23 protein-coding genes are annotated in these 21,502 nt (G+C 72.4%); 14 read left to right on the top strand and 9 right to left on the bottom strand.

Features of this window, described 5'->3' with window-relative positions; all coding sequences use genetic code 11:
* Positions 1–334: 334 nt before the first annotated feature.
* The 4 genes from ACGFIQ_RS24895 (at position 335) to ACGFIQ_RS24880 (ending at position 2,571) form a co-directional block, all read left to right on the top strand.
* Positions 335–967 carry a LysE family transporter gene (locus ACGFIQ_RS24895; RefSeq protein ID WP_393247368.1) on the top strand — a complete coding sequence of 211 codons (633 nt, stop codon included), beginning with the start codon at positions 335–337 and terminating at the stop codon, positions 965–967.
* A gap of 135 nt (positions 968–1,102) precedes the next feature.
* Positions 1,103–1,750 carry an acVLRF1 family peptidyl-tRNA hydrolase gene (locus ACGFIQ_RS24890; protein WP_393247366.1) on the top strand — a complete coding sequence of 216 codons (648 nt, stop codon included), beginning with the start codon at positions 1,103–1,105 and terminating at the stop codon, positions 1,748–1,750.
* A gap of 96 nt (positions 1,751–1,846) precedes the next feature.
* Positions 1,847–2,146 (top strand): muconolactone Delta-isomerase family protein, encoded by a 300-nt coding sequence (locus ACGFIQ_RS24885; protein WP_238682673.1) that lies wholly within the window; start codon positions 1,847–1,849, stop codon positions 2,144–2,146.
* 65 nt (positions 2,147–2,211) lie between these two features.
* Positions 2,212–2,571, top strand: coding sequence for a YybH family protein (locus tag ACGFIQ_RS24880; RefSeq protein ID WP_393247363.1), 360 nt, complete (start codon positions 2,212–2,214; stop codon positions 2,569–2,571).
* A gap of 72 nt (positions 2,572–2,643) precedes the next feature.
* On the opposite strand, the gene ACGFIQ_RS24875 is transcribed toward ACGFIQ_RS24880, so the two are convergent.
* The gene (locus ACGFIQ_RS24875; protein WP_393247361.1) at positions 2,644–3,567 is read right to left on the bottom strand and encodes a neutral zinc metallopeptidase; all 924 of its coding nucleotides are present in this window, start codon (positions 3,565–3,567) and stop codon (positions 2,644–2,646) included.
* Positions 3,568–3,831: 264 nt separating this feature from the next.
* On the opposite strand from ACGFIQ_RS24875, the gene ACGFIQ_RS24870 reads away from it, so the two are divergent.
* Positions 3,832–5,436 carry an ABC-F family ATP-binding cassette domain-containing protein gene (locus ACGFIQ_RS24870; protein WP_357069855.1) on the top strand — a complete coding sequence of 535 codons (1,605 nt, stop codon included), beginning with the start codon at positions 3,832–3,834 and terminating at the stop codon, positions 5,434–5,436.
* Between the two features lie 87 nt (positions 5,437–5,523).
* Here ACGFIQ_RS24870 and ACGFIQ_RS24865 read toward each other — a convergent pair whose 3' ends face one another.
* Entirely contained in the window at positions 5,524–6,123 is a 600-nt protein-coding gene (locus ACGFIQ_RS24865) for a cadmium resistance transporter (protein WP_393247358.1), read from the bottom strand.
* 216 nt (positions 6,124–6,339) lie between these two features.
* Between ACGFIQ_RS24865 and ACGFIQ_RS24860 the strand changes: the two genes are divergently transcribed.
* The 3 genes from ACGFIQ_RS24860 to ACGFIQ_RS24850 all read left to right on the top strand — a co-directional run bounded on the left by ACGFIQ_RS24860 (position 6,340) and on the right by ACGFIQ_RS24850 (position 9,472).
* A complete protein-coding gene (locus ACGFIQ_RS24860) occupies positions 6,340–6,567 on the top strand; it encodes a helix-turn-helix domain-containing protein (protein ID WP_007462679.1) in 228 nt (75 codons plus the stop codon).
* Between the two features lie 46 nt (positions 6,568–6,613).
* On the top strand, positions 6,614–7,381 hold the full coding sequence (locus ACGFIQ_RS24855) for an enoyl-CoA hydratase/isomerase family protein (protein ID WP_393247356.1): 768 nt from the start codon (positions 6,614–6,616) through the stop codon (positions 7,379–7,381).
* 114 nt (positions 7,382–7,495) lie between these two features.
* A complete protein-coding gene (locus ACGFIQ_RS24850) occupies positions 7,496–9,472 on the top strand; it encodes an ABC transporter ATP-binding protein (protein ID WP_393247407.1) in 1,977 nt (658 codons plus the stop codon).
* 127 nt (positions 9,473–9,599) lie between these two features.
* On the opposite strand, the gene mug is transcribed toward ACGFIQ_RS24850, so the two are convergent.
* The 6 genes from mug to ACGFIQ_RS24820 form a co-directional block, all read right to left on the bottom strand.
* Positions 9,600–10,250: a G/U mismatch-specific DNA glycosylase gene (mug, locus tag ACGFIQ_RS24845; RefSeq protein ID WP_393247405.1), complete on the bottom strand. Its 651-nt coding sequence runs from the start codon at positions 10,248–10,250 to the stop codon at positions 9,600–9,602.
* Between the two features lie 143 nt (positions 10,251–10,393).
* Positions 10,394–11,155, bottom strand: coding sequence for an SDR family oxidoreductase (locus ACGFIQ_RS24840; RefSeq protein ID WP_393247354.1), 762 nt, complete (start codon positions 11,153–11,155; stop codon positions 10,394–10,396).
* Positions 11,140–11,679 (bottom strand): hypothetical protein, encoded by a 540-nt coding sequence (locus ACGFIQ_RS24835; protein ID WP_393247352.1) that lies wholly within the window; start codon positions 11,677–11,679, stop codon positions 11,140–11,142. The genes ACGFIQ_RS24840 and ACGFIQ_RS24835 overlap by 16 nt, the downstream gene beginning before the upstream one ends.
* Entirely contained in the window at positions 11,676–12,494 is an 819-nt protein-coding gene (locus ACGFIQ_RS24830) for a DUF692 domain-containing protein (protein WP_393247350.1), read from the bottom strand. The genes ACGFIQ_RS24835 and ACGFIQ_RS24830 overlap by 4 nt, the downstream gene beginning before the upstream one ends.
* A complete protein-coding gene (locus ACGFIQ_RS24825; RefSeq protein ID WP_393247348.1) occupies positions 12,491–13,426 on the bottom strand; it encodes a TIGR04222 domain-containing membrane protein in 936 nt (311 codons plus the stop codon). The genes ACGFIQ_RS24830 and ACGFIQ_RS24825 overlap by 4 nt, the downstream gene beginning before the upstream one ends.
* Positions 13,427–13,506: 80 nt before the next feature.
* Positions 13,507–14,079 carry a helix-turn-helix domain-containing protein gene (locus tag ACGFIQ_RS24820; RefSeq protein WP_365069814.1) on the bottom strand — a complete coding sequence of 191 codons (573 nt, stop codon included), beginning with the start codon at positions 14,077–14,079 and terminating at the stop codon, positions 13,507–13,509.
* Between the two features lie 77 nt (positions 14,080–14,156).
* Between ACGFIQ_RS24820 and ACGFIQ_RS24815 the strand changes: the two genes are divergently transcribed.
* The 3 genes from ACGFIQ_RS24815 (at position 14,157) to ACGFIQ_RS24805 (ending at position 16,844) form a co-directional block, all read left to right on the top strand.
* Positions 14,157–15,017 (top strand): carbon-nitrogen hydrolase family protein, encoded by an 861-nt coding sequence (locus ACGFIQ_RS24815; RefSeq protein ID WP_393247345.1) that lies wholly within the window; start codon positions 14,157–14,159, stop codon positions 15,015–15,017.
* A 65-nt stretch (positions 15,018–15,082) separates the two neighbouring features.
* Positions 15,083–15,727, top strand: coding sequence for an HAD family hydrolase (locus ACGFIQ_RS24810; protein WP_393247343.1), 645 nt, complete (start codon positions 15,083–15,085; stop codon positions 15,725–15,727).
* Positions 15,728–15,911: 184 nt separating this feature from the next.
* Complete coding sequence (locus ACGFIQ_RS24805) at positions 15,912–16,844, top strand: RIO1 family regulatory kinase/ATPase (protein WP_393247341.1); 933 nt, start codon at positions 15,912–15,914, stop codon at positions 16,842–16,844.
* A gap of 42 nt (positions 16,845–16,886) precedes the next feature.
* On the opposite strand, the gene ACGFIQ_RS24800 is transcribed toward ACGFIQ_RS24805, so the two are convergent.
* Entirely contained in the window at positions 16,887–17,135 is a 249-nt protein-coding gene (locus ACGFIQ_RS24800; protein ID WP_357069883.1) for a DUF2630 family protein, read from the bottom strand.
* Positions 17,136–17,614: 479 nt separating this feature from the next.
* On the opposite strand from ACGFIQ_RS24800, the gene ACGFIQ_RS24795 reads away from it, so the two are divergent.
* From ACGFIQ_RS24795 to ACGFIQ_RS24785, 3 genes are read left to right on the top strand one after another with little or no spacing between them, the layout of a single operon-like run.
* A complete protein-coding gene (locus tag ACGFIQ_RS24795) occupies positions 17,615–18,892 on the top strand; it encodes a cytochrome P450 (RefSeq protein ID WP_393247403.1) in 1,278 nt (425 codons plus the stop codon).
* Positions 18,889–19,800, top strand: a complete 912-nt coding sequence (locus ACGFIQ_RS24790; RefSeq protein ID WP_393247338.1) for a terpene synthase family protein — start codon at positions 18,889–18,891, stop codon at positions 19,798–19,800. The genes ACGFIQ_RS24795 and ACGFIQ_RS24790 overlap by 4 nt, the downstream gene beginning before the upstream one ends.
* Positions 19,797–21,428, top strand: coding sequence for a prenyltransferase/squalene oxidase repeat-containing protein (locus ACGFIQ_RS24785; protein WP_393247336.1), 1,632 nt, complete (start codon positions 19,797–19,799; stop codon positions 21,426–21,428). Before ACGFIQ_RS24790 ends, ACGFIQ_RS24785 begins: the two co-directional genes overlap by 4 nt.
* The last annotated feature ends 74 nt before the right edge of the window (positions 21,429–21,502 follow it).

Raw genomic sequence — 21,502 nt, 5'->3', positions numbered from 1 at the left:
CCCGTAACCCCGCAGACCTACACCTTCCACGCCACCATCACAACCTTCGACAAAGGGCTTGCCTCCAGGCCACAGCGCTAAACGCAACGGCGTTGCCATTGATGTGGTGGCCCCGGTGCGTCGCCGAGGCCACTACATCCTCGTTTGAGCACGATCTTGGGCGCGGGGCGCGGGGCGCGGGGCGCGGGGATATTCGGTGGCGGGGGTGCGGGTTCGGCGCGGAGGATGCGCGTGTGATTGAGGCGTACCCGAAGCAGGTTCCTGTCCGTGCGGCCACTGCCGCGCGTCGACAGCGCACCGTGCCGCGGCCCGCCTCGATGCCGCGCCCGCCGTCGTGAGCGGCGCGTTCCTCGCCGGTCTCGTGGCCGGCTACGGCGTCGCCATTCCGGTCGGCGCGATCGCGATTCTCATTCTGGGGCTCAGCGCCCGTACCTCGTTTCGGGTGGGTGCGGCCGCAGCGCTCGCGGTGGCGACGGCCGACGGGCTCTACGCGATGGTGGCAGTGCTCGGCGGCGCCGGCCTGGCCGGGATCATCGCGCCGGTCGCCGGGCCACTGCGGGTGGTCGCCGCCGTGGTCCTGCTGGGCCTCGCCGGGCATGGCCTGTGGCGGACCTGGTCCACGCACCGCTCGCGGCGACCGCCGATGGCACGCGACGGTGGAGGCATGAGCACCCCGGGGCGGGCCTACGCGGCGCTGCTCGGGTTGACCCTGCTGAACCCGATGACAGTGCTCTACTTCACCGCCCTGGTGCTCGGCCGACGGGACACGGCCGACGAGGGCATGGTCCCGGTGGCGCTCTTCGTGGCCGGGGTGTTCCTGGCGTCGGCGAGCTGGCAACTGGTCATCGCCGGCGGTGGCACTGTGGTCGGCCGGGCGTTGACCGGGTCGCGTGGCCGGCTGGTCACCGGTCTGGTCTCCAGCGCGCTGATCGCCGCGCTGGCGGTGGCCGCGCTGCTGCCAGGCTGAACGGTCGCGGCGACCGTCCGACGGCTCAGCCACCCGGTCGGCGCCGGGTCGGCGGTGTCGCCTCCGGTGTGTTCCGGGCCGGGCCTGGGGCCGCCCGGGGGCCCGGGTGGGTTCGCTGTGCCGTACGGTCGGGCGATGACCAGTCGACCCGCAGCCGGCGGAGGCCGGTGGGTCGAGGTCGACCCGGCCCGCGTCGGCCGCTGGGTCGAGGGCTTCGCCGACCGGCACGGTCCGCCCACCACCAGCGCCCAGGAGTACGGCCTGCTGCTCGCCGCCCCGGACGGGGCAACCGCCGAGCTGTACGCCCCACCGGGTGCGGCGGCCGGCGTGGATCTGGCCGGGTTCGTGGCCTCCGCCGTCCTGCCCCGCCGGATCGGTCTCCTGCTGGCCCGCAAGGGCGCGGTGGCGCTCGGGGTTGCCGAGGGCGCCGACCTCGTCGTCTCCAAGGTGGACACCCGGTACGTGCAGGGGCGCACCGCCGCGGGGGGATGGTCGCAGCACCGGTTCGCCCGCCGCCGCGACAACCAGGCGAAGGCTGCGCTGGGTGACGCGGCGGACCTGGCCGTACGGCTGCTGTTGCCGCAGGCGGCGACGCTCGCTGCCCTGGTCTGCGGCGGTGACCGGCGGGCGGTGGACGGGGTGCTGGCCGACCGGCGGTTGGCCCCGCTCGTGCCGTTGCGGGCGGAGCGCCTGCTCGACGTGCCGGAGCCCCGGCACGCGGTGCTGGTCGCGGCGGTGGGTGCGGCCCGGGCGGTACGCATCCTGGTGCGCGACCCCGACTGACCTCGGCCTGCGCCGGCGGGCGTGGGAGCGGAGACGGTCGCCACCCAAAACGGGGTTCGCGGCGTGCTGCCCGGCCGGCGGCGGGAGGATGGGCGCGTGGAGTTTCTGGTTGACATGGTGACGACGGTGCCGCAGGGAACGTCGGAGGACGGCGTCGCCGACATGCGTGCGCGAGAGGCCGCGCGTTCGGCCGAGTTGACGGCCCAGGGCAGTCTCCTGCGGCTGTGGCGGCCGCCGCTGGCACCGGGGGAGTGGCGTACGTGGGGGCTGTTCCAGGCCGACGACGCCGATGAGCTGGAGGCCGTGCTCGCGTCGATGCCGCTGCGCGCCTGGCGGCGCGAGACCGTGACGCCGTTGACGCCGCACCCGAACGACCCGGGTCAGCCGCCTCGCTGACCCTGCGAGGGCACGCCGGCTCGACAGGCACGCCATGGGACACGTCCGTCAGCAGGGAGATCATCATGTCCGAGGCGCAGATTCTGCGTACCGTCCTCGACCGGTGGAAATCGGCTGTTGACGCCCACGAGCCCGATCGGGTCGCGGCGTGCTTCACCGACGACGCGATCTTTCAGGGGTTGCAGCCGTACACGGTCGGTCGTGGCGGCGTCGCCGCGTACTACGCCGGGCAGCCGCTCGGCCTGACCGCCGCGTACGACATCCGGGAGATCCGCCGTCTCGCCGACGACGTGGTCCTCGGCTACCTGGAGGTGGAGTTCGGCTTCACCGACCGGCCGGCCCTGGCCGTCAACCTCGGCGTGCTCCTGCGGCGGGTCGACGACGACTGGCTCATCGGCCACTACCAGGTCTCGCGGCTCACCTGACCCGGGAGCTTCGGCAGGAAGAACGATCGTGGCAGGCCCGCCGAGGGGGCCTGCCACGATCTCGGGGCGAGGTCAGAGCTGGTCGGTGCCGAAGGTGTCGCAGGTCTTCGGGTCGCCGCGGTCGTAGCCCTGGGTGAACCAGCGCTTGCGCTGCTCGGACGTGCCGTGGGTGAACTGGTCGGGGTTGACCCGCCCGCCGGAGCGCTCCTGGATGCTGTCGTCGCCGATCGCCTCGGCGGCCTGCACGGCCTCACTGATGTCGGTCTGGGTGATGGACGTGAACAGCGGCTCCTGGCCGGTCTTGTCCTTGCTCTCGGTGGCGTGCTTGGCCCAGGCGCCGGCGTAGCAGTCGGCCTGCAATTCCAGCCGTACCGAGGCGGAGCCGGGGCCGCTCTGGTCGCCCTGGCCGGCCTTGGCGTTGGTGCCGAGCAGGTTCTGGACGTGGTGTCCGTACTCGTGGGCGAGCACGTACGGCTGGGCGAACTCGCCCTTGGCGCCGAACCGGGAGGCCAACTCGTCGTAGAAGCTCAGGTCGATGTACACCTGCTTGTCGGCGGGGCAGTAGAACGGGCCGACGCCCGAGTCGGCCTGCCCGCAGCCGGTGCTCACGGCGGCCTGGAAGAAGTTGGTGTCGGTCGCCTCGTACTTTCCGTTGCCCAACTCCGGGTACGCCTTCTGCCAGTAGGCCTGGATGCTGTTGACGTAGAGCGCGTTGCGGCAGCGCGCGTCGTCGAGACGGTCGGGGTTGTCGCGGGAGCACAACTGCTCCAGGTCGGTGCCGCCGGCCTGACCGCCGCCCTCGTTGCCGTTGGTCATGGCGTTGAGGCCGAAGCCGCCGCCGAGCAGCGCGACGAGCACCGCCACCACGATGCCGATGATGCCGCCCCGGCCGCCGCCTCCGGGGATCGGGATGCCGAAGCCACCGCCCCCTCCACCGCCCCGACCCCGGTCGTTGACCTGGGAGGTGTCGATTTCGGCCCGCTCGTTGAGTTCCATGCTGACCCCGATCGCCGTATGCCGGTGAGTGTCTTTTGTGTGTCGTTTCGTCCATCGAGTGCCGGACGGGGTCCGGACAGGCGTTCCGGTACCCGATGATCTTGATCGGTAATCCGGGCGGGCCGTTCGGCGGCGCCCGGTACACTTGTCAGGTGCTGCGCTGCGAAGGCTGAACCGCCCCGCGCCGTCGGGCCCCCTTGAGCCCGCCGGCCGTTTCGCGTGCCCCGAGTCAGCCTTCCGAACCCCGAGAGCGAGCCCGCAAACATGATCACTGCCACCGGCCTGGAACTGCGTGCCGGTTCCCGGATCCTGCTGTCCGACACCACCCTGCGCGTGCAGCCGGGTGACCGGATCGGCCTGGTCGGTCGCAACGGCGCCGGCAAGACCACCACGCTGAAGGTGCTCGCCGGCGAGGGGCAGCCCTACTCCGGCCAGATCGATCAGCGCAGCGCCATCGGCTACCTCCCGCAGGACCCGCGCACCGGCGACCTGGAGGTGACCGGCCGCGACCGGGTGCTCTCCGCGCGTGGCCTGGACGTGCTGATGTCCCAGATGCAGGAGATCGAGGCCCGCCTCGCCGAGGACGCCACCGACAAGCTGGTCCGGCGCTACGGCGCGCTGGAGGACCAGTTCGCCGCGCTCGGCGGGTACGCCGCCGAGGCCGAGGCAGCCCGGATCTGCGCCAACCTCGGTCTGCCCGACCGGGCGCTCGCCCAGACCATCGGCACCCTCTCCGGCGGCCAGCGCCGGCGCATCGAACTGGCCCGGATCCTGTTCCGCGACGCGGGTGAGAACGGCGGCGGCATCCTGCTGCTCGACGAGCCGACCAACCACCTCGACGCCGACTCGATCACCTGGCTGCGCGGCTTCCTCGCCAACCACAAGGGCGGCCTGATCGTGATCTCCCACGACGGCGCGCTGCTGGAGTCGGTGGTCAACAAGGTCTGGTTCCTCGACGCCACCCGCTCCGTCGTCGACGTGTACAACCTGGGCTGGAAGGCGTACCTGGAGGCGCGCGAGACCGACGAGCGGCGCCGCCGTCGGGAGCGGGCCAACGCGGAGAAGAAGGCCGGCGCGTTGATGGCGCAGGCCGACAAGATGCGGGCCAAGGCGACCAAGACCGTGGCCGCGCAGAACATGGCCCGCCGCGCCGAGAAGCTGATCTCCGGCCTGGAGGAGGTGCGGGTCGCCGACCGGGTGGCCAAGGTGCGGTTCCCCAACCCCGCGCCGTGCGGCAAGACACCGCTCACCGCGACCGGCCTGTCCAAGTCGTACGGCTCGCTGGAGATCTTCACCGACGTCAACGTCGCGGTGGACCGGGGCTCCCGGGTGGCCATCCTCGGGCTCAACGGCGCCGGCAAGACGACCCTGCTGCGGATGCTCGGCGGGCTGCTCACTCCCGACACCGGCGAGGTGCACGCGGGTCACGGTCTGCGGCTGGGCTACTACGCCCAGGAGCACGAGACGCTGGACGTGGAGCGGACCGTGCTGGAGAACATGCGCGCCGCGGCGGTCGAGCAGTCCGACACCGACCTGCGCAAGATCCTCGGCGCGTTCCTCTTCTCCGGCGACGACGTGAACAAGCCGGCCGGTGTGCTCTCCGGTGGCGAGAAGACCCGGCTGGCCCTGTCCACCCTGGTCTGTTCCGGCGCCAACGTGCTGCTGCTCGACGAACCGACGAACAACCTCGACCCGGTCAGCCGGGAGCAGGTGCTCGACGCCATCGCCAACTACCCGGGGGCGATCGTCCTGGTCACCCACGACCCGGGCGCGGTGCTGGCGCTCAAGCCGGACCGCGCGATCCTGCTGCCCGACGGCGACGAGGACGCCTGGAGCGACGACCTGCTCGAACTGGTCGAGCTGGCCTGACCGAGGGCGGCGTCGAGCTGGCCGGGACCGACGGCGTCGAGCGGGCCGGACCGAGGGCGGCGTCGAGGTGGCCGGACCGAGGGCGGCTCAGCCGAGCAGGTCGACGAGCCGGCCGAGCACGCCGGAGCTGACCAGGATCACCACGCCGATCCCGATGAAGATCGTCGGCACCAGCCAGGCGCCGGCTCGCTCGACCAGCCGCACCACCCTGCGGTGCCCGCCCAACCAGGCTCCGGCGGCGCACCAGAGCGCGATCAGCAGCACGAAGACCAGCAGGAACACTGCACTGTCGGCGGCACCGAGGGCTCGGAACACCGGCACGTAGACGGCCACGTTGTCGGCGCCGTTGGCGATCGTCACGCCGGCCACGCCGAGCATGCCGGTGACGACAGTCGGGGTCTCGTCGTCGTCGGAACCCCGCAGCGCGCGGACGCCCAGCGCGATCGGCAGCAACCCGAGCAGCCCCGTCCACGGGTCCGGCACCACCAGCAGTCCGGCTGCGATCACCGCGCTGGCCAGTGCGAGCGCGCCGATGCCGAGGTATTGACCGGCGACAATCTGCCAGGGGCGGGGCCGTCCGGTGGTGCGGGCCGCGACGAAGAACAGGGTCAGGATGACGATGTCGTCGATGTCGGTGGCGGCGAAGACCACGGCGGCTCCGACCGCGGTGCCCAGCAGGTCGATCACGACCGAAGGTTACGGGTCGTCGGCAGCCGCCAACATCCGGCGGGTGGTACGCCCGAACTCCGCCCGAGGCCGATTGCCAGGATCACTCTATCGGGAAGCTGACATTGCATAGCGTGTCGGTTGGCGAAGAGTTGATATCTGGCGCATGATCGTTCGAGGCGGTCTAATAGGTGGGACCGTATCCGAACCGCACAGTCTGGGACGTGAGGACACAGCATGGCAGCCACTGGCACAGCCACCAGCACTGAGAAGGGTCGCCGGATCGTCGGAGCCGAGCGTCAGACGCTCGCCAAGGACCTGGTAAAGCGGTACACGTCGGGGGAGAGCATCCGCGCGTTGGCGGCCTCGACCGGCCGCTCCTACGGGTTCATCCACCGAGTGCTCACCGAGTCAGGGGTGCAGCTGCGTCAGCGCGGCGGTGCCCGGCGCCGCAAGAAGGCGTGACCCGCCTCCCCGCGTCGTCGACAAGCGCGACGCCCCGGCCCGCCCGGTGACCACCGAGGCGACCGGGGTTCGGTTGACCTGCGACGGGCCGGTTGCCACGGTGACGTTGTGCCGGCCCGACGTGCTCAATGCCCAGACACCTGCGATGTGGCGGGCGATGAGCGACTTCTCCCGCGACCTGCCCGGCGACGTGCGGGTGGTGGTGGTCCGGGGCGAGGGGCGTTCGTTCTCCGCCGGCCTCGACCTCGCGGTGGCTGGCGCTTCCGGCCCCGGCTCCTTCGCGGAGCTGGCCGCGCTGCCCGAGCAGGAGTGCGCCGAGCTCATCGCGGAATTCCAGGCGGGCTTCACCTGGCTGCACCGCCCGGACGTCATCTCCGTCGCGGCCGTGCAGGGGCACGCGATCGGTGCCGGCTTCCAGCTCGCGCTCGCCTGCGATCTGCGGGTGTTGGCCGCGGATGCGAAGATGTCGATGGCTGAGGTGACCCTCGGTCTGGTGCCCGACCTGGCCGGCACGAAGCGCCTCGTGGAGTTGGTCGGCTACGCGCGGGCACTGGAGATCTGCGCGACCGGCCGCCGGCTGGACGCCGCCGAGGCGGACCGGATCGGGCTGGCGACCCTGGTGGTGCCACCAGCCGAGCTGGACGGCGCGGTCCGCGACCTCACCGCGGGGCTGCTCGCCGGTGCCCGCGACGCGGTGGTGGAGATCAAGGCGCTGCTGGCGGGCGCGGCCGGGCGGTCGCACGCCGACCAGCAGCGCGCCGAGCGGGAGGCACAGACCCGCCGACTGCGCGACCTGGCTGGCCAGGGAGAATAGGTAAGGACCGGACGGGAAGATCCGGGTTACGACCGAGGTTGTCACACTCGTCGGGAGAATTGACCTGACGGTGCAGTCCGACCGACGACCCGGAGGTGAGCGATGTCCAATCCGATGTCCGGCGGTGGCATGGCCGGGTGGAGCATGCTCCGGGCGATGCGCAACAGCGACGAGGTCTCCACGCACCGGCTCAAGCGCGGGGTCGCCCGACGGATCGTGGCCTTCGCCCAGCCCTACCGGCGCGACATCGTCGTCTTCCTGATCACCGTGGTCCTGGCCGCCATCATCGGCGTGGCCACACCGGTGCTCGCCGGCGACGTCATCAACGCGATCAACCGGGGCGGCACCGAGGCCGGCCGACTCGTGGTGCGGCTGGCCCTGTTCATCGCCGGGCTGGCGGTCGCCGACGCCCTGCTCTCGCTGGCCCAACGATGGTATTCGGCCCGGATCGGCGAGGGCATCATCTACGACCTGCGCACCCGGGTCTACGACCACGTGCAGCGGATGCCGTTGCAGTTCTTCACACGCACCCAGACCGGTGCCCTGGTCAGCAGACTCAACAACGACGTGCTCGGCGCCCAGCGGGCGTTCACCTCGACGTTGTCCGGCGTGGTCAGCAACGTCATCCAACTCGTGCTCACCGCCGCGGTGATGTTCACCCTCTCCTGGCAGATCACCGCGCTCTCGCTGGTGCTGTTGCCGATCTTCATCATCCCGGCCCGTCGGGTGGGTCGGCGGCTGGCCGACATCACGCGCGAGTCGTACAACCTCGACGCCAAGATGAACGCCACCATGACCGAGCGGTTCGGGGTGGCCGGCGCGCTGCTGGTGAAGCTCTTCGGCCAGCCGGAGATCGAGGCCCACCGGTTCGCCGGGCGGGCCGAGCGGGTGCGCGACATCGGCATCCAGTCCGCGATGTACTCCCGCACGTTCTTCGTGGCGATGTTGCTGGTCGCCTCACTGGCGCAGGCGCTCACCTACGGCCTCGGCGGCTGGCTCGCGGTGACCGGCGGCGTCAGCGCGGGCACCGTCGTGACGCTCGCACTGCTGCTCACCCGCCTGTACGGTCCGCTCACCGCGCTCTCCAACGTCCGGGTGGACGTGATGAGCGCGCTTGTCTCGTTCGACCGGGTCTTCGAGGTGCTCGACCTCCAGCCGGGCATCGTGGAGAAGCCCGACGCGGTGGTGGTGCCCCGAGGCGCCGGCCGGGTCGACTTCCGAGATGTGCGGTTCCGCTACCCGAGTGCCGCCGAGATCTCCCTGGCCTCCCTGGAGGAGGTCGCCACACTGGACCGCACGGTCAACGAGCCGGTGCTCAAGGGGGTCTCGTTCAGCGTGGAGCCGGGGCAGATGGTCGCGCTTGTCGGCCCGTCCGGCGCCGGCAAGTCGACGCTGTCGATGCTCATCTCCCGGATCTACGACGTCACCGACGGGCAGGTGCTGGTCGGCGGGGTCGACGTGCGGGACGCGACGCTCGCGTCCCTGCGCGACGAGATCGGGGTGGTCACGCAGGATTCGCACCTGTTCCACGAGACGATCGCCGAGAATCTTCGCTACGCCAAGCCGGACGCCACCGACGACGAGATCTGGGCCGCGTTGGCCGGGGCGCAGGTGGCCGACCTGGTCCGCGCGCTGCCCGACGGGCTGGACACAACCGTCGGGGAGCGCGGCTACCGGTTCTCCGGTGGCGAGAAGCAACGCATCGCGATCGCCCGGCTGCTGCTCAAGGCCCCGTCGATCGTGATCCTCGACGAGGCGACCGCACACCTGGATTCGGAGAGCGAGGCGGCGGTGCAGCGGGCGCTGTCGGTGGCGCTGGCCGGGCGTACCGCGCTGGTGATCGCACACCGGCTCTCCACCGTGCGCGACGCCGACCAGATCCTGGTCCTCGACGGCGGTCGGATCGTCGAGCGGGGGCGGCACGAGGAGTTGGTCGCGGTCGGCGGGCTCTACGCCGAGCTGTACCGCACCCAGTTCGCGGTCGCCGACTCGCCCACCCCGTTCGTCGACGCGACCGGCCCCGAGCCGGTGGTCATGCCGCTGGGCACCTACCGCGCCGACGAGGTGCTGCCGCCCGCCGCCGCCAACTGACGGCAACCAATCACGGGTCGTGTCCGTCGCCCACACTCCGGCGAGCCCAGCGTTGATCGACTCGGGTTTCCGGAAGTCGGGGTGTCCTGGTAGCACTGACCACCCGACTTCCTTGAAACCGAGTTGATCAACGGTCGGGTGGTCCGGCCGGTCGACGGCCCGGCAGATCGGTCGCCGCGCGCAGCTCGGCGAAGGCCAGGCCGAGGGTGACCGGGGTGAAGTGCGCGTTCAGGCCGCTCGGGTTGGGCAGCACCCACAGCCGGGCGCCGGCCAGCGACTCCGGCTGCGGCCCGAAGGTGGCCTTCGGCCGTCGAAAACCGATCCGGTACGCGGTCACCCCCACCACCGCCACCCAGCGCGGCCGGTACCGGGCCACCTTGTCGGTCAGGATCGCCGCGCCGTCGAGAAGTTCCTCGCTGCTCAGCTCGTCCGCGCGGGCGCTGGCCCGGGCGGCCATGTTGGTGATGCCGAGCCCGAGCGCGGGCAACTCGTCCTGTTCGCTCGGATGCAGCAGGCGGGGGGTGAACCCGCCCCGGTGCAGGGCGGGCCAGAACCGGTTGCCGGGCCGGGCGAAGTGCCAGCCCGTCGCGGCCGACCAGAGGCCCGGATTGATGCCGACGAAGAGCACCGCCAACCCCGGCGTGAGCACGTCGGGAATGGTCCGATCGGCCGCCGCCGCCAGATCGGCGCGGCTCGGCCGAGCCGTCCCGGACGGTGCCGTCGGGTGACGATCGGCCGGGTTCCGGGGTCCCGGCCGTCCGGTGTGCCGCGCGTTGATCGACTCGGGTTCCTGAAAGTCGCCGTGTCCTGGTCGCGTCGACCGCCCGGTTTCCTTGAAGCCGAGTCGATCAACGGCCGGATAGTCAGGCTTGGCCTTCTCGGACGACGGCACGGCACGGGCAGGTCGCGCCCTGTCGGCTGTCACAGCCCGCGCAGCGCGCCGCCGTCGACCGGCAGGGTGATGCCGGTGAGGTAGCTCGCGGCGGGGGAGAGCACGAACGCGGCCACCCGGCCGAACTCGGCCGGGTCGCCGATGCGGCGCAGCGGGATGGTGGCCTCCGCCTCGGCGCGGGCCCGCTCCGGGTCGCCGGTCGCCCCGAAGAGTTCCCGGTTGCGATCGGTCATGATCCGGCCGGGCAACAGGCCGACCACCCGTACGCCGCGCGGGCCGTAGTCGTCGGCGATGTCCTTCGCGGCCCCGACCAGGCCGGGCCGCAGGCCGTTGGAGATGCCGAGGCCGGGCACCGGACCTCGGGCCGAGGTGGAGAGCACCAGCCCGATCGCACCGCCCTCGGGCAGTGCGGCGGCGATCGTACGGACCGCACGGATGGTGCCCAGGAAGACGGTCTCGAAGGAGAGCCGCCACTGCTCGTCGCTGATCGCGGCGGCGTTGCCCGCCGGTGGCCCGCCGACCGAGATGAGCGCGCCGTCGAGCCGGCCGAAGTGCTCCCGGGCGGCGGCGACGAGCTGCCCCGGGGTCTCCGGGTCGGCCAGGTCGGCGGTCAGCCCGACGGCGTGCTCGGGACCGCCGAGTTGCTGCGCGGCGGCGGTCACCGCGTCCGGGTCCCGTGCCGAGAGCACCACCCGCGCCCCGTCGGCGACGAGGCTCTGCGCGGTCGCGAAGCCCAGGCCGCGAGAGGCGCCGGTGAGGACGTACACGTGGTCGGTCAGTCCGAGATCCATAACTTCGATCCTGCCGCATCCGGTACGGCGTCGCCAGCAACGGTGGACACCCGTGGGGCGGGGCGCAGCAGGCGTACCCGGCCGGCGACCTGCACCGCGACGGCGCCGCCGGCGCGGCCCACCGCCGGCGTCCGGCGCGGACGCGGTGCCCGAAGCCCGTCGTAGCGCAGGCGCGCCTCCCGGACGGCCAGTTCCTCGGCGGCCATCGGGGGCAGCGCCTGCTGGTCGCGTAACGTCCGGGCCAGGTCCCAACCGTCGCGCAGTGCTCCGGCGTTGGGTCGCCGGGCGGCCCAGTCGGCGAAGGTGGTCGACCACCCGGCACCGAGGCCGGCGGCGAGCAGTGGCCAGTGCCGGGCCACCTCGCCGGCCCGCTTGCGCAGCAGGGCCGCGCGGGTGGCGGCCAGCGGGCCCGGTGCGAACCCCGCGGGTGGCGCACCCCCGGCGACAAGCGCCGCGACCAGTTCGGCCTGCCGTTCGGCGAGCCCCGCGCGGGGTGTGGGCGCGGCGTCGGGTGTGCCCGTCATGTCACGGCCGGGAAGCCCGCCGCGGCGGCCAGGGCGTCCAGTTCGGCGCGCAGCTCGGCGGCCGGCGGGTAGTGGCCGTCGCGTTCCAGCAGCAGAGCCGGCGGTCGACGTCGGGCGCAGAGCGCCTCGACCAGCTCCAGCACCACCGCCGGCACCGGGTCGGTGTGGGTGTCGTGGTAGAACCCGCCGTGTTCCGCGCCGCCGGCCACGTGGGCGTACGCGACACGTTCCAGCGGCAGCCGGTCCAGCAACGCCAGCGGGTCGCCGCCGCGGTTGCGCGCGTTGGCGTGCACGTTCGCCACGTCCAGCAGCAGCAGCGCCCCGGTCCGGTCGAGGATCTCGGTGAGGAAGTCCGCCTCGTCCAGCTCGTCGTCGGGCCAGTCGACAAGCGCGGCGATCGGTTCCAGCGCGATCGGCACCGGCAGCTCGGCCTGTGCCCGCGCCACGTTGGCGCAGACCGCGTCGACGGCTTCCCGGCTGCGCGGCAGCGGCAGCAGGTGCCCGGCCTCCAGGCCGCCCGCCCGGACGAACGCGATGTGCTCGCTGACCAGCGGCGCGTCGACGCGCTGCGCCACCGCCGCCAGGTGGGCGACCCGGGCCGGGTCGACCGGCTCGGCGCCGCCGAGGGAGAGCCGCACCCCATGCGGTACGACAGTCACCGCGCGTTCCCGCAGCTGCGTCAGGCCGGGCGGAAGTGGCCCGTTGGCGGGTATCCCCTCGGCCACCACCTCGACGAAGCGCAGCCCCGGCAGCTCGGCCACGAAGCCGGCGATCTCCGGCCGCCAGCCGATGCCCACCCCGGACGGCCCGGTCATCCGCCGCACCCCCCGCCACCGCCGCAGCCGCCACCGCCACCGCCGCAGGAGCTGCCGCCATCGGAGCCACCGCCGGAGCTGTCGCCTCCGCCGCCCCAGCCGTCGGAGCCGCCCGTCGAGCCGCCGCTGCTGGAGATGGCCTGGCGCTGGATCTCGGCCTGCTCGGCGAAGCCCGGGTCGAGCGCCCAGAGCGAGGCGGTGCCGTACAGGGCCACGCCCATCGCCGCGCCGGCCGCTCCGTAGGTGGCGTAGGCCGGCGCGGAGGCGGGTTCGAGGTGGGTGTGCTGGCGGCGGACGTCGCGCAGCGCGGCGCGTCCGGCCCTTGTCTGCAGGGGTGCCCGGCGCAGCACCAGCACGAAGGTGAGTTGCGGGACCAGGACCAGCAGCAGGTAACCGACCGGGTGACCGTTGACCAGGCCGGAGATCAACCGGAACACACCGAGGGCCAGCAGGATGGCCAGGAACGCGATCCAGAAGCCGTAACTTTCCCGCTGCTTGTGGCTCGTCAGCAACCCGCGCTGCTCCAGGTCTTTGCAGAGCTGGTCCAGCGCGGAGCGTACGTGTCGGTGCTGCCGCAGGTCCCGGACCCGCGAGTGGTGGTGGGCGGCCCAGTGGATGCCTTGTTCCAGCGGCGTGAGCCCGGTCGGCGCGGGGCCGACGGTGGTCAGCCGTCGGTCCGGTCGCACGGCGATCGCACCGCCGCCGCGCAGCCCGCCCAGCGCGGCGTTCATGGCGAGTTGGGGGCCGCCGTTGAGGTACGCGACCTGCTGCGGCCCGAGCGGATCGTGGGTGGTCCGCCCGTGGGCGGTCAGCGGGCGGATCCGGTGGTAGGCCACGATCGCCACCGCCACGGCGACTGCCACGAGGTAGTACCGGAGGAAGGTCGGGCCGGGGATGCCCCAGGTGTCGCTCGACGCGGCGTTGACGATCACTGACTGCTCCTGTCGCCGGAGGGATCGGCGGCCCCATTGTGGAGCAGCGTCGCCACGGTCGGCGGACCGGTGCCCCGCGGTCAGGGACGGCGAACGGCCTCCTCGACGAGGTCGAGCACCGGCCCCAGGTCACCGGCCGGTCGGCCCATCGCCAGGTGCAGCACCAGGCCGTCGTAGGCCAGCTCCAGGAACTGGGCCAGCACGTCGATGGGGACGTCCTCGCGCAGCACCCCGGCGTCGCGCTGGCGGGCCAACCGGTCGCGGGTCGCCTCGGCGATCGCGGCGGACCGCTCGGCCCAGCGCTTGGCGAACGCCGGGTCGGTGCGCAGCCGGCGGGAGACCTCCAGTTGGCTGCCCAGCCAGCCGGTGGTGTCCGGCGACATGGCCCGGGCGAGCAGGTCGCGCATCACCTGCACCAGACCGTTGCGGGCCACCGTCTCCACCATGGCGGCGGCGTCGTCCTCGGCGACGGCCAGGAAGAGCGAGTCCTTGTCGCGGAAGTGGTGGAAGATCGCGCCACGGGACAGGCCGGTGGCCTCCTCGAGGCGGCGGACTGTCGCTCCCTCGTAGCCGAGCCGGGCGAAACACGCCCGCGCGGCGGCGAGGATCTCCTGCCGGCGCGCGTCGAGCTGGTCCTGGCTTACTCTGGGCACGCGTCGATCGTCGCAGGTCACCCCGGGGCACGCAAACCGTACGTACGGCTTGGTATGCCGCCGACTACCATCGCCCGGTGACCCCGCCCCACACCGTGCCCACCGCCCCACTGACCGTGGCCACCGTCCAGGCCACTCCCACCCCGGGGGACGTCGCCGGAAACGCGGTCGCCGCCGCCGAGCTGGTCCGCCAAGCCGGTGAGCTGGGCGCCCGGGTCGCCGTCCTCCCGGAGCTGTTCCTCTGCGCGTACCACCCGCCGACCCTCGCCGCCGACCCGGCCGGCACGGACGTCGCGGCCGATCCGGCCGGTGACGTCGCGGATCCCCGGCTCGACCCGCTGCGCGTCGCGGCGCGGGAGTCCGGCGTCACCGCGCTCGTCGGTGCCGCCGCCCGACACCCGGACCGGCGGCGGACCATCGCCGCGCTGGTGGTCGACCGGGCCGGCGCGGTCCGGGTCGGCTACGACAAGCAGCAGCTCTGGGGCGGCGAGCGCGAGCTGTTCAGCGCCGGCGACCGGGGTGCCACGCTCCTCGTCGACGACTGGAGGCTCGGGCTCGGCATCTGCTACGACGGCTGTTTCCCGGAGCACGGCCGGGCCGCCGCCCTCGACGGCGCACACGGTTACCTGTGCCCCAGCGGATACCTGACCGGCTCCGAGCACCGCCGGGACCTCTACTACGCGGCGCGAGCCCTCGACAACACGATGTTCGTGGTCTTCGCCAACGCGGTCGGCGGCCTCGACCCGTGGCGGTTCAACGGCGGCGCCGCGATCTACGACCCACAGGGACGGGTGCTGGCCCGGGGCGCCGACGAGGGCACGGCGGTGCTGGTGGCGACACTGGACCCGGCCGCGCTCGCGGCCACCCGATCGGCCCATTCGATGCTCGCCGATCGACTCGCGGACCAGGGCGCCCCCCGGTCGTCGATGTCGGGCTGAGCACATCGTCAGGTAGGTACCCGCTGCATCTGTTGGCGGACACGTCGGTCCCGTAGGGTGCCCGAGTGCCACTGCTCCTGCTGGACCTGGACAACACCCTGCTGGATCGGGCCGGGCCGTTCCGCCGCTGGGGTGAACGCTTCCTGGACGGCATCGGCGCGCCCCCCACCGACATCGACTGGCTGATCTCGATCGACGCCGACGGGCTGACCGACCGTTGGGACCTCGCCGACGCCATCCGGGACCGCTACGAGCTGCGCATCCCCTCGATCGACCTGGTGGAGGACCTGCACGACGGGGTGGTGGAGCAGACCCGGCTCGACCCGCTGACCGCCTGCGCGCTGCGGATCGCCGACGACGCCGGCTGGGTGCCGGTGGTGGTCTGCAACGGCACGCTACGCGTCGACGACGCCAAGATTCGCCGGACCGGCCTGGACCGCTACGTCGCGGACTGGGTGATCTCCGAGGAGGCCGGGGTCAGCAAGCCCAACCCCCGGATCTTCGCGCTCGCCGCCCAACGGGTACGGATGCCGCTGCGCGGTGCCTGGGTGGTCGGCGACAGCCCGGAGGCCGACATCGGCGGCGCCGCCGCGGTCGGGCTGCCCAGCGTCTGGCTACACCGGGGCCGCACCTGGTCGGACGCCCGGTTCGCGCCCAGCCGCACCGTGGACGGGCTGATCGCCGCGGTCGCCACCATCCTCGCCCGCTGACGCCCGACGCGCGGGCGGGACTCGGTAATTCGGTTGACCGGTCGACGCGCCGCGGCGAGCATTGTCGGCGCATGGTGCATCCCGGGCGTGTGCCCGGTCGAGGGAAGAGGAGGTCAGCCGTGGCTGTCTTCGCCTGTCGCTTCCAGCTGCCTTTCTCAGCCTCGACCAAGGGAACCTCACCACAGTGCGCGATCACGATCTTCCGGCGCTGGAGCGCCGGAGCCGCGGCAAGAGCCGCTTCGACGACGACGAACCGCAGTTTCTGAAGCGCGGGCGGCACACCGAGCCGCCCGCAGACCCGGACAGCGACCCTGACCCGGCCACCGGCGAACGCTGGTCGTCCTGGGACGACGCCGTCCACGGACCCGAGCCACATCCCGACTGGCTCGTCACCGAGTTGGCCGCCAAGGACGCCGAGTTGGGTGTGCTGAAGACCGGCAAGGAGGCGGACGTCCACCTGGTCCGCCGGGCCGTGCCCGACACCGACCGGTCCTGCCTGCTGGCGGTCAAGCGTTACCGCGACCCCGAGCACCGGTTGTTCCACCGGGACGCCGGTTACCTGGAGGGTCGCCGGGTGCGTCGCTCCCGGGAGAACCGGGCCATGGCCGGCCGGACGGCGTTCGGCCGGCAGATGATCGCCGGGCAGTGGGCGGCCGCCGAGTTCGCCGCCCTGGCCCGGCTCTGGGAGATCAGCGTCGGGAACGACCGGATCGCCGTGCCGTACCCCGTGCAACTGCGGGGCACCGAGCTGATGTTGGAGTTCGTCGGTGACGCCGAGTCCGGGGAGGCGGCACCCCGACTGGCCCAGCTGCGACCCGGCCCGGCCGAGCTGCGCGACCTGTGGGCACAACTGGTGGAGGCGCTGCGGGTGCTGGCGCGGGCCGGCTACGCCCACGGCGACCTCTCGCCGTACAACCTGCTCGTCCACCAGGGTCGACTGGTGGTGATCGACCTGCCACAGGTGGTCGACGTGGTGGCGAACCCGCAGGGGCCGGAGTTCCTGGCCCGGGACGTGCGGGTGGTCGGCGCCTGGTTCGCGGCCCGGGGTCTTCCCGCCGAGCAGGCCGACCCCGCCACCCTGACCGGCGAGCTGTTGCGCGAGGCGGGCCTGCGCTGATCGGTGCGGGTCGGGCGGCGCGGGCCGCCCGACCCGCCACGGTTACTGTAGGTAGCGCTCCACCTCGGGCTTGGGCCGTTCGCCCTGTGCGTCCGGGTCGCCGTGGGTGTCCCGGGCGGCCCGCCTGCGGCGCAGGAGGTCCCAGCACTGGTCGAGGGACTCCTCCAGGGCGCGTAGCCGCTCGCTGGTCTCGCCCTCGGTGCCCGACTCGTGGGCCTGGGCATCCGCCCGCAGCTTGTGTTCCTCGTCGACCAGCTCGGTGATCCGGTTCAGGATGGTCTTGTCGTCCATGACAAGAGCCTGGCACAGGGTGCCGGGCATCGCCCGGATTCGGTCGTTCCGCCGGGTCGGCGTGCGGGGCGCGGGTCGGGTGGGGCCGAGCCGGCGATTCCTCGCGCCGACCGGCCGGTGGACAAAAAGTGACCTTCGTCACTATCGAAGATCATCCCTGTTGGTCCGGGATCCCGACCGTCGTCACCTGCGACATCCGTCGCCTGCGCTCAGGTCGGCGCTCCGATTCTCCGGGAACGCGATCCTTGCGCATGAAAATTTCACGTACTGCGCCTAGATGAAGTCGGTTGCCCGATGGCATGCTCCACGGATACCTAACTCCGCATAGTCGTTCCGCGACACCGAGTATCCACAAGGGAGTGTCAGTTCCCGTGGTAGCACCTCACACCGTGCCGGTTCAGCCACGACGAGCGGGCTCGGTCCCGCTGCGCCACGTGGTGCCCAACCTGTTCCGCGATCCGGCCCGCACCCTGGTCGAGATGGGCGAACGGTCACGGGGTGAGGTCGTGAAGCTCAGCCTCGGTGCGTTCCGGCCCTACCTGGTCACCCGGCCGGAGCACCTGCAACGGGTTCTGCGCGAGAAGCCCGACAACTACGTTCGCGCCGGTGACGGTCTGCAGTGGCGCCCGCTGAAGCGGTTGTTCGGCGACGGCATCCTCAGCGACGGCGAATACTGGAAGAACAGCCGCCACGTGCTCCAGCCGCTGTTCACCGCTCGGCGGGTCGACTCGCTGGTGGACCGGATGGCCGAGGCGATCGAGGATGCCGTCGACGAGCTCGACGAGCCGGCCCGCACCGGCCAGCCCGTCGACATGGGCACCGTCCAGGCCCAGATCGTCTGCTCGGCGATCATGCGGGTCTTCTTCGCCGACAAGATCTCGGTGCCGCAGGCGATGCGCATCATGCAGGCGCAGGACGAGATCGCCTGGTCGGTGATGCCGCGGCTGATGGTGCCGTGGGCGCCGTTGGCCATGCCGATGCCCGGCGACCGGGCCTTCCGCAGTGCCGTCCAGGTCATCGACGACACGCTACTCCCGATCGTGCGCGCGGCCCGGGAGACGGCCGAGACCGACGGCGACGACATCATCTCCACGTTGTGGCGGGGTCGCACGGAGACCGGTGGGCGGCTCGACGAGCGGCAGGTCCGCGACGACACCGTCTCCATGGTCGCCACCACCACCGAGACCACGATCAGCGTCCTGACCTGGCTCTGGCCGCACATCGCCCAGGACGAGCAGGTCGCGCGGCGACTGTACGAGGAGATCGACCGGGTGGTCGGTGACGCGCCGGTTCGACGCGAGCACCTGCGCGAGCTGCGCTACACCCGGCAGGTGCTCGACGAGTTGCTGCGGCTCTACCCGATCGGCTGGCTCTTCCCCCGGAGCGCGGTGGAGGAAGACGTGATCGGCGGAGTCCGGATCGAGGCCGGCGCCACGCTCGTGGTCAGCCCGCTGATCACCCACCGGATGTCCGCCTTCTGGGACCGGCCCGACGTGTTCGACCCCGACCGCTTCGACCCCGAGCAGGTCCGACACCGGCACCGGTACGCGCACTTCCCCTTCGGCGGCGGCCCGCACCAGTGCATCGGCATGTACCTGTTCTACCTGGAGGCGATGCTGATCGTGGCCACCGTGCTGAGCCGGTTCCGCTTCACCCTGCAGCGGCAGGCCGTGCCCGGCATCAAGGTGGCCGCCGCGCTGCGTCCCCTTGAACGGGTCGAGGTGACCCTGCGACCGGTACGGGGCGTCTCCGCATGACCGCACAGCTCGCGTCGCCGCCGGCAGTCGCCGGCGACCAGATGGCGCTGGCCGCGGAGCAGGGCCGGATCTGCGCACTCGCCGCGAAGGGTCAACGTGACCTGGCCGAGCGTGCCGCCGCGTACCCCGATCTCTTCCCGGCGCGACCGTTCGACCCGGCGCTGTTCGGCAACGTCGCGATGGCCATCGCGTTCGGGGCGCCCTGGTGTGACCTCGACCAGTTGCGCGTCACGAACCGGGCCGTGCTCTGGGGCTTCGCGGTCGACTGGCTCGTCGACCACGAGGCGCGCAGCCGGGACGAGATCGACAGGTTGACGGCGGGCTGCCTCGCGGTGGCCGAGGGCGGGGCACCGGCGGAGGACGACTCCCTCGGCCGCTTCCTCGCCGAGTTGCGCGACGAACTGGCCGCCGTGCCGGCGTACGCGACCCACGGGGCGGTGTGGCGCAGCGAGTTGCGGACGATGTTCGACGCCATGGCGCGGGAGTGGGACTGGAAGCAGACCGCCGACACCGGCGTGCTGCCCACCCTCGACGAGTACCTGGCCAACGCGGCGAACCTCGCCTGCACGGTGGTCAACGTCGCGCACTGGATCCACTCCGACGATCCCGCGACGCTGGCCCACCTCGATGCGCTCGTGGCGGCCAGTGACCAGGTGCAACGGATCATCCGGCTGGTCAACGACCTGGCCAGTTACGAACGTGACAAGCGGTGGGGTGACCTCAACGCGTTGATGGTGGTGCCGGAGCGGGCCGACGTCGAGCGCCGGATCACCGAGCTGGTGGCGTACGCCCGCGACCTGCTCGACCCGTTACGCACCACCTGCCCGGTGCCGGCCGACTACCTCGCCCGGCAGATCGGCTTCAGCACGGGCTTCTACGGGTCGACCGACTTCTGGGGCGTGTCGTGACCGCCGCGCCCGCCGCCGGTGCCCGCGACGATTCGGCGGTGGCCGCCTCGGCCCGGGAGTTGCTCGCCGCCATGGTGCTTGAGCCGGCGGGCCGGGTCAGCCCGTCGGTGTACGAGACCGGCCGGGTCGTCGCCGACGCACCGTGGCTCACCGGTCATGACCGACGGCTGCGGTATCTGCTGGACGCCCAGCGTGCCGACGGCGGTTGGGGTGGTGCCGGCGGCTACGCCGTGGTGCCGACGGTGAGCGCGGTGGAGGCGCTGCTCAGCACGCTGCGTGGCACCGAGGACTCCGTCGGAGACCCGCTGGCCGCCGCGGCCACCCGCGGGTTGGAGGTGCTCGCCGGCTGGCTCGGCAGGGGCACGTCACTCCCGGACACACCGGCGGCCGACCTCATCGTTCCGGCCCTGGTGGAGCGGATCAACGACCACCTCGCGTTCTTCGCCACCCGCGACGATCGCAGGTTCGCCGACGGGCTCCGTGCCCTGCCCGGCGGGGACCGACGGCGGCTCGACGCCGTACACGCGCTGGTGGGCAGCGGGCGCCCGGTGCCGCAGAAACTGGTGCACGCCTTCGAGGTGCTCGGGCCGGTCGCGCGCCGGCACGGTGGCGTGTCCCCGGTCGCCGGGGCCGTCGGCGCGTCACCGGCGGCGACCGCCGCCTGGATCGGCGACCCGGCGACGCCCGGCGCCGACCCGGAGGCGCTTGCCTACCTGCGGGATGCTGTCGGCCCTCTCGACGGGCCGGTGCCCTGCTGTACGCCGATCACCGTGTTCGAGCGGGCCTGGGCGCTGGGCAACCTGGCGCGAGCGGGAGTGCCGGTCCGGCCCGCCCCGAAGCTGATCGCCGAGTTGACCGCCGCGCTCGGGCCGCAGGGCACCCCGACCGGGCCGGGCCTACCCGCCGACGCGGACACCACCTCGGTCACGCTCTACGCGCTCGCCCGCTTCGGTCACCCGGTGGACCCGGCAAGCCTGCTGCACTTCGACCTCGGCACCCACTTCTGCACCTGGCAGGGGGAGGATGGCCGGTCGGTCACCACCAACGCGCACGTGCTGGAGGCACTCGGCTGGCACGCCCGGCACACGTCGGCGGGTGCGAGCCGCTACGCCGACCGGGTGGTGGCGTTGGCCGGGTGGCTGGGCGACGAGCAACAGCCCGACGGCTCCTGGGCCGACCGCTGGCACGCGTCGCCGTACTACGCCACGTCCTGCGTCGTGGCGGCCCTGGACACCTACGCCCCGGCCGACATCGCCGGACCGGCGGTGGACCGGGCCGTGGACTGGTTGGTCGCCACCCAACGGGCGGACGGGACCTGGGGGCGCTGGGCGGGCACCGCGGAGGAGACGGCGTACGCCCTGCACGTGCTGCTCGGGGTGCGTCGACCGACGCGCCCGGGTGTGCCGGAGGCGATCCGCCGTGGGCTGCGTCGTCTGACCGAAGTAGACGATCGTGACGAACACCCTCCATTGTGGCATGACAAGGATCTCTACGCCCCCGTGCTGATCGTCCGTGCGGCAGTCCTCGCCGCCCGACAGTTGGCGATGACCAGGTCCGACCTGGTCAACAACTCGGGCCCGGTCGCCGTCGCGCGTCCGTACGGTGGTCACATGATCGGCAGCGCTTGAGCATTGGCCCCGGACGCTGCTAGCGTGCGCCGGGGTCGATGCGTGCACGACGCACTCCTGACTGAACAATCACA

It is taken from the genome of Micromonospora sp. NPDC048898 (assembly GCF_043198035.1).
Taxonomy (GTDB): Bacteria; Actinomycetota; Actinomycetes; order Mycobacteriales; family Micromonosporaceae; genus Micromonospora.
This window is presented reverse-complemented; position numbering and strand designations above follow the sequence as displayed.